The organism is Neisseria sp. (genome assembly GCF_030530745.1).
Taxonomy (GTDB): domain Bacteria; phylum Pseudomonadota; class Gammaproteobacteria; order Burkholderiales; family Neisseriaceae; genus Neisseria.
The window spans coordinates 21,660-28,827 of record NZ_JAUMUI010000023.1 but is presented as its reverse complement, the minus strand read 5'-3'; the positions used below and the strand labels follow the sequence as shown (position 1 = coordinate 28,827).

Here is a 7,168-nt window from a genome sequence, read left to right as displayed (position 1 = left end):
TACGCGGTTTTTGCCTCAAAAAACCGCTTCGCCGGCCAATTGTCAACAGACCCTAGCCCTGTTGCAACGTCATAACCGTTATATAAAGATCAGGCCGTCTGAAAAAAAATTTTCAGACGGCCTTTCAATATCTTAAAACTTTCCCAAACCCGAAAACATCCGCATTCGGAAGCCGGCGTCAATACCGGTAAGCCTGCAGTTTGCGCTTGATTTCGGGCAGTGCGGCCTGTGCGGCCTGTTCGCCGAGTTTGACGGCCTGCGTTTTCTGGTCGAAACCGCCTACCGCGCCCAAGTGCTGCACCTGCGGCTTGATGACGATGTCGGCTTTGGCCAGTTCGTTTTGCAGTGCGGCGGTGCTCATGATGTTGAGGCTTTGATCGAGATAAGAGAAAAAGCCTGCGTCCGACAGTTTGGCGGGTTTGGCGGAAATATCCACCGCAATCACCAGGTTTGCGCCCATGTTTTTGGCCGCACTCACCGGCACGGGGGCGGAGAGGCCGCCGTCGACATAGCGCCTGCCGCCGATAACGGCGGGCTGGAACACGTTGGGAATGCTCACCGAAGCGCGCACGGCCTGGCCGGTGTTACCGCGGTTGAAGGCCACCATTTTGCCGCTTTCCAAATCGGTGGCGACGGCGGCGAATTTAAGCGGCAGATCCTGCAGGGGGCGGTTGCCGACCTTGCGGTTGATATAGTTTTGCAGCTTCTGGCCGCGGATGAAGCCGGTGGTGGAAAGGGTTAAATCGACCAAATCGGTTTTGCCCAGAATTTCGGCCTCCAGCTCCAAGCGGTCGGGCGACATACCGCCCGCATACAGGCTGCCCACAATCGAGCCTGCGCTGGTGCCGGTAACCAAGTGGACGGGAATATTGTTGGCTTTCAAAACCTTAATCACGCCGATATGGGCAAAGCCCTTTGATGCGCCGCCGCCGAGCGCCAGGCCGACCACGGCTTTGGGTTTGGCCTGCACGGGCGGTTGGGGGCTCGGTGCGGGTTGTTTCGGCGTGCCGCAGGCGGCAAGCAGCACGGCGGCAAAGACGGGCAGGGAGAGGCGGGCTTTCATGGCAGTTGGCAGTTATTATAAAGACGCATGATTATAACGGTTTATGCGTATAAAAATGTAATAAAAACGTTTGGGTCGGATAAATCGGGCCGTCTGAAAGCGGGCGGGGCGGAAATGCCGTGCCGCTTGCTTTCAGACGGCCTGCTGCGGTTTTGCCACTATAGCCAATTAACTTAAGAAAAAGTACGCACGTCATACTCGGGCTTGACCCGAGTATCTTTTTGGATTTCAGAAATTTTTTTAAGAAAGTGAGATACTCGGGTCAAGCCCGAGTATGACGGAGCAGTTACTAAAATTTGGTGGTTTAACTATATATATTTTGAAAACCGGTATACAAACATAAAAGGCGCACCTGCTTCCCCATAAAAAACAAAGGCCACCGCGCATTGATGTATAATCGCCGTCTTGAATTTTCTGCCATTTACAGGATAACCGATTATGATCAACCCCATTTCCGCCCTTTCCCCGCTCGACGGGCGCTATGCCCGATCCGTTGAAGCGCTGCGCCCGGTTTTTTCAGAATACGGCCTGATGAAGGCGCGTGTGAAAGTCGAACTCAATTGGCTAAAAGCATTGGCCGCTGCACCGGAAATCACCGAGGTGCCCGCGTTCAGCAGCTTTACCGTTGCCGAAATCGACCGCGTGATTGAAGATTTTTCTCCGGAAGACGCCGCAGCGGTGAAAGCCATTGAGGCCACCACCAACCACGACGTGAAAGCCGTTGAATACTGGCTGAAAGAACGCTTCTCCGGCGTGCCCGAAGTGGCCGCCGCCGGCGAGTTTATCCACTTCGCCTGCACCAGCGAAGACATCAACAACCTCTCCCACGCGCTGATGCTGCGCGACGCGCGCGAAACCGTGCTGCTGCCCAAACTGGCCGAAATCACTGCCAAACTCACCGAAATGGCGCACGATCTGGCCGCTGTGCCGATGATGAGCCGCACCCACGGCCAGCCTGCTACCCCCACCACGCTGGGCAAAGAAACTGCCAACGTGGTTTACCGCCTGCAACGCCAAACCAAACAGCTCGAATCGCAGCAGTTTTTAGGAAAAATCAACGGCGCCGTGGGCAACTACAACGCCCACATGGCGGCCTATCCCGATGTGGATTGGGAAACTCATTGCAGAAAATTCGTCGAAGAATCGCTGGGTTTGACCTTCAACCCCTACACCATTCAAATCGAGCCGCACGACTATATGGCCGAGTTTTTCCAAACCATCAGCCGCATCAACACCATATTGATCGATTTCAACCGCGACGTTTGGGGTTATATTTCGCTCGGCTATTTCAAGCAGAAAGTGAAGGCGGGCGAAGTCGGCTCTTCGACCATGCCGCATAAGGTCAACCCGATTGATTTTGAAAATTCCGAAGGCAATCTGGGCATGGCCAACGCCGTGTTGGGCTTTTTGGCCGAAAAACTGCCCGTTTCGCGCTGGCAGCGCGACCTGACCGACAGCACCGTGCTGCGCAATATGGGCGTGGGCGCGGGCTACACCGTGCTGGGCTGGGCGGCGCACCTGCGCGGCCTCAACAAGCTTGAAGCCAACCCCGCCGCGCTGGCCGCCGATTTGGACGCTACTTGGGAATTGTTGGCCGAGCCTATCCAAACCGTGATGCGCCGCTACGGCGCGGCCAACCCGTATGAAAAACTGAAAGACCTCACCCGCGGCAAAGACGGCATCACGCCCGAGGTGCTGAAAGTGTTTGTGGAATCGCTGGAAATCCCCGCCGAAGCCAAACGGCAGCTGCTCGCGCTCACGCCCGCGCTGTATGTGGGTAAGGCCGAGGAATTGGCGAAGCGGATTTGAAAGCCGGTTGGCCGGCAGTGATACGGAAGGCCGTCTGAAAATGTTTTTTCAGACGGCCTTTGCTTTTTAATCAAACCACCAAACGGGCGTTATTCCACCGTTACCGATTTGGCCAGATTGCGCGGTTTGTCGACATCGGTGCCGCGCGCGAGGGCGGCGTGGTATGACAATAACTGCACGGGAATGGTGTGCACGATGGGTGAGAGCACGCCCACATGGCGCGGGGTGCGGATAACGTGTACGCCTTCGCCTTCGTTGAAGTGGCTGTCGAGGTCGGTAAACACAAACAGCTCGCCGCCGCGCGCGCCCACTTCCTGCATATTGGCTTTCACTTTGTCCAACAGGCTGTCGTTGGGTGCGATTACCACCACGGGCATGTTTTCGTCCACCAGTGCCAAGGGGCCGTGTTTTAGCTCGCCCGCAGGGTAGGCTTCGGCGTGGATATAGGTGATTTCTTTCAGCTTCAGCGCACCTTCAAGGGCAATCGGATAGTGGATGCCGCGGCCGAGGAAGAGGGCGCTGGTTTTCTTGGCGAACTTTTGCGCCCAAGCGGCGATTTGCGGCTCGAGGTTCATCACGTGCTGGATGCTGCCGGGCAGCTGGCGCAATTCTTCGAGATAGGCGCGGGCCTGCTCGCTGCCCACCAAACCGCGCATTTTGCCGAGAGTAACGGCCAGGCCGAACAATACGACCAGCTGGGTGGTGAAGGCTTTGGTGGAAGCTACGCCGATTTCGGCGCCGGCTCGGGTATAGAGCACCAGTTCGCTTTCGCGCGGCAGGGCGGATTCCATCACGTTGCAGATGGAAAGGCTGTGTTTGTGGCCGAGCGATTGGGCGTATTTCAGCGCTTCCATGGTGTCGAGTGTTTCGCCGGACTGGGAAATGGTGATAATCAGCTGTTTGGGGTTGGCGATCACGTCGCGGTAGCGGTATTCGCTGGCGATTTCCACGTCGGTCGGCACTTTGGCGATGCTCTCCAGCCAGTATTTGCTGGTGAGGGCGGAATAATATGATGTGCCGCAGGCGAGGATTTTGATGCTGTCGATATCGTTGAACACTTCGCGCGCTTTTTCGCCGAAGTTTTCCGGCTCGAAGCCGCCGTCGAGAAACACTTCGGCGGTGTCGGCAATCGCGCGGGGCTGCTCGTGGATTTCTTTCTGCATAAAGTGGCTGTAGGGGCCGAGTTCGAGCGAGGCGAGTGAAAGTTCGGATACTTTCACTTTGCGCTGGGCGTGATTGCCGGTTTTGTCGATCAGTTTTTCGATGCCGCCGGCACGTAACACGGCGATGTCGCCGTCTTCAAGGTAGGCGATGTTGCGGGTGAAGGCAATCACGGCGGAAACGTCGGAGGCGATAAAGGTTTCGTTGTCGCCCAGCGCAATCAGCAGCGGGCAGCCCATGCGGGCAACCACCATTTCGTCGGGGTTGTCTTGCGCAATCACGGCGATGGCGTAGGCGCCGTGGAAGTTTCGGGTGGCCGATTGAACGGCTTCAAACAGCCTGCCGCCGTTGGCGGTGTATTCGTGTTTGATGCTGTGGGCAATCACTTCGGTGTCGGTTTGCGACTCGAATTCGTAGCCCAAGCCTTGCAGGCGGGCGCGCTCGTCTTCAAAGTTTTCGATGATGCCGTTGTGCACCACGGCAATCAGGCCGCCTGAAATATGCGGGTGGGCGTTGGGTTCGGTTACGCCGCCGTGGGTGGCCCAGCGGGTGTGGCCGATGCCGATGTGGCCGAACAGGCCTTTTTCTTTGGCGGCATCTTCCATCAACTGTACGCGGCCGACGCGGCGCACGCGTTTGATTTTGCCGTCAACCTGTACGGCGATGCCCGATGAATCATAGCCCCGGTATTCCAAGCGTTTGAGGCCGTCTGTAAGAAAATCCACTACGTTGTGGTCGGCGCGGATGGCGCCTACGATACCGCACATATAAGTTCCTTAGTATCAAGTGGTTAGTGAAATCAAGCCGTTCGGTGTTCGAACAGCTTGGTTAGGAATTTTCGTTTAACTTTCAATAGGGTAATAGTCAAACAGTTCGCATGTTTCTCCGCTGAAAATGCTCCGGCATACGAATTTCAATCTTTCAAAGCGTTCATAAATGGTAGCATCGGTATTGGCAGGATGGTTTACAGAAGGTTGTATTTCAAAATCCAACCAGTTAGGAACCATCATTAATTCCATGATGCGGACAATACCTAAACATATTTCCCTGGGAATATCGTTCGGATAAGGATATTGTGTTTTAAGATGATTTAATGAAGCCTCTAGTTTCCAATATTCTTCATCACACCAAATTCCATTGTTTATCCATTCATAAATAAATGATTTTTCGTCATATTTCTCTGAGAAAGTTATATTTCTGTAAAAATTATCAAGTTTGTCCATTTTAATTTCCAATTCTTTTCATGTTTTCATCAAAAGTACCGTTTCTGGTTTTGTCGCTGTTTAGTTTTTCAGGACTAGAGGCTTCTTTCCATGTTCCGCCGCTATGTCCGTCAACATCACGGCTGATGTAGCTGTTGCCTTTTTTAAAAACGGCTGCTCCGTTTCGTGTTCTATAGTTTGTTTTTATATAACCTAATTTTTCGGCTGCTTTTGCAGCTTCCGCGTCAGTTGAATATTTGACTATTCTTTGATATCTGCCGGAGTTAGAAGTAGTAGAAGTAATATTTGCTTTATTTCTACTTGCTACTTGGATAAGGCCTTCGTTTTTATTGATTTCGGAAGCGGATATAGTTAGTGAAAAACTAAATCCTATAATGATCATAACAATATTTTTAATCATAATATTCTCTTGTTTGAATTTGTGAAATAATAGTAAATAGAGATCATTGGAAACCTCATTTACTTTTCTTTTCAGGCCTCACCCAGCCTTCAATCACGGTTTGGCGCGAGCGGGCGAGCACGAGGGTGTTGTCTTCGCAGTTTTTGGTGATGGTGCTGCCGCCACCGACGGTTACTTTGCTGCCCAGCGACACGGGGGCGACCAGCACCACGTTCGAGCCGATGCGCACGTCGTCGCCGATTACGGTTTTGTGTTTGTTGACGCCGTCGTAGTTGGCTGTGATGGTGCCGGCGCCGATATTGGTTTGACTGCCGATTTCGGCGTCGCCCAGATAGGTGAGGTGGTTGGCTTTGCTGCCTTTGCCTATTACGGTGTTTTTCACTTCGACGAAGTTGCCGATGTGCACTTCGTCGGCCAGTTTCGCGCCGGGGCGCAGGCGGGCATAGGGGCCGATGGCGGCGGCGGTGCCGATTTCGCAGTTTTCCAGGCTGGAAAACGGGGCGATTTTGGTGCCGGCGCCGATTTTGGCGTTTTTAATCACACAGTTGGCGCCGATTTCCACGTTGTCGCCCAGCTCCACTTCACCTTCGAGCACCACGTTTACATCGATAACGACATCTTGGCCGTGTTTCAGACGGCCTCTCAAATCGAAGCGGGCGGGGTCGCGCAGGGTAACGCCGGCGGTGAGCAGCGCTTGCGCCTGATTGGTTTGGAAAATGCGTTCCAGTTCGGCCAGCTGCACTTTGTTGTTGACGCCGGCGGCCAGATAAGAGGCGGCCACCTGCACGGGGCGCACGGCGATACCGTCGGCGTTGGCCAGCGCAATCAGGTCGGTGAGGTAGTATTCGCCCTGCGCGTTGTTGCTGCTCAAGCTGTTCAGCCAGCTTTCAAGCTTGGCGTTGGGCAGCACTAAGATGCCGGTGTTGGTTTCTTTCACGGCTTTTTGTTCGGGGCTTGCGTCTTTTTCTTCGACAATCGCCACCACTTTGCCGCCTTCGCGGATGATGCGGCCGTAGCCTGCGGGGTTGTCGAGCACATCGGTAAGCAGGCCGACTTCGCTGCCTGCGGCGGTCAGCAGGGCTTCAAGCGTGGCGGTGTCGGTGAGCGGTACATCGCCGTACAGCACCAGCGTGCGGCCTTCCGAGGGCAGGTGCGGCAAGGCCGTTTTCACGGCGTGGCCGGTGCCGAGCTGTTCGGTTTGCTCCACCCAGTTCACGTCGCGCTTTACTTTTTCGCGCACCATTTCTTTGCCGTGGCCGATAACCACATGAATGCCTGCGGGGTTGAGGCTGCGGGCGGTATCGATAACGCGCGCCACCATCGGTTCGCCGCCGATTTCGTGCAGCACTTTGGGCAGTTTGGAATACATGCGCGTGCCTTTGCCCGCAGCGAGGATAACAACGTGAAGGGGTGATTGGCTCATGATACGGCTTTGTCTTTCATAATGTCGGTTGATGTATTCGCGCAGGCCGTCTGAAAACCTGCATTTTGCGGTTTCAGACGGCCTGCCGG

5 protein-coding genes and 1 pseudogene are annotated in these 7,168 nt (G+C 54.6%); 1 reads left to right on the top strand and 5 read right to left on the bottom strand.

The features are described from left to right. Positions 1-178: 178 nt before the first annotated feature. Positions 179-1,063: a patatin-like phospholipase family protein gene (locus Q3970_RS08470; RefSeq protein ID WP_303100142.1), complete on the bottom strand. Its 885-nt coding sequence runs from the start codon at positions 1,061-1,063 to the stop codon at positions 179-181. Between the two features lie 438 nt (positions 1,064-1,501). Here Q3970_RS08470 and purB point away from each other — a divergent pair, with 438 nt between their 5' ends. Then, positions 1,502-2,872: an adenylosuccinate lyase gene (purB, locus tag Q3970_RS08465; RefSeq protein WP_303100141.1), complete on the top strand. Its 1,371-nt coding sequence runs from the start codon at positions 1,502-1,504 to the stop codon at positions 2,870-2,872. An 89-nt stretch (positions 2,873-2,961) separates the two neighbouring features. On the opposite strand, the gene glmS is transcribed toward purB, so the two are convergent. The 4 genes and pseudogenes from glmS to glmU form a co-directional block, all read right to left on the bottom strand. Then, entirely contained in the window at positions 2,962-4,800 is a 1,839-nt protein-coding gene (gene glmS, locus Q3970_RS08460) for a glutamine--fructose-6-phosphate transaminase (isomerizing) (protein WP_303100140.1), read from the bottom strand. Positions 4,801-4,875: 75 nt separating this feature from the next. Beyond that, positions 4,876-5,256, bottom strand: coding sequence for an Imm41 family immunity protein (locus Q3970_RS08455; RefSeq protein ID WP_303100139.1), 381 nt, complete (start codon positions 5,254-5,256; stop codon positions 4,876-4,878). 1 nt (position 5,257) lies between these two features. Next, a pseudogene (locus Q3970_RS10730) lies at positions 5,258-5,482 on the bottom strand (toxin C-terminal domain-containing protein); the annotation flags it as partial. A gap of 229 nt (positions 5,483-5,711) precedes the next feature. Continuing rightward, on the bottom strand, positions 5,712-7,079 hold the full coding sequence (gene glmU, locus Q3970_RS08445) for a bifunctional UDP-N-acetylglucosamine diphosphorylase/glucosamine-1-phosphate N-acetyltransferase GlmU (protein WP_303100137.1): 1,368 nt from the start codon (positions 7,077-7,079) through the stop codon (positions 5,712-5,714). Positions 7,080-7,168 lie beyond the last annotated feature (89 nt).

Excerpts from the sequence above, each read along its gene's own strand:
- glmU (WP_303100137.1), bottom strand. The coding sequence starts at position 7,079 with ATGAGCCAATCACCCCTTCACGTTGTTATCCTCGCTGCGGGCAAAGGC.
- Q3970_RS08470 (WP_303100142.1), bottom strand. The coding sequence starts at position 1,063 with ATGAAAGCCCGCCTCTCCCTGCCCGTCTTTGCCGCCGTGCTGCTTGCC.
- purB (WP_303100141.1), top strand. The coding sequence starts at position 1,502 with ATGATCAACCCCATTTCCGCCCTTTCCCCGCTCGACGGGCGCTATGCC.
- Q3970_RS08455 (WP_303100139.1), bottom strand. The coding sequence starts at position 5,256 with ATGGACAAACTTGATAATTTTTACAGAAATATAACTTTCTCAGAGAAA.
- glmS (WP_303100140.1), bottom strand. The coding sequence starts at position 4,800 with ATGTGCGGTATCGTAGGCGCCATCCGCGCCGACCACAACGTAGTGGAT.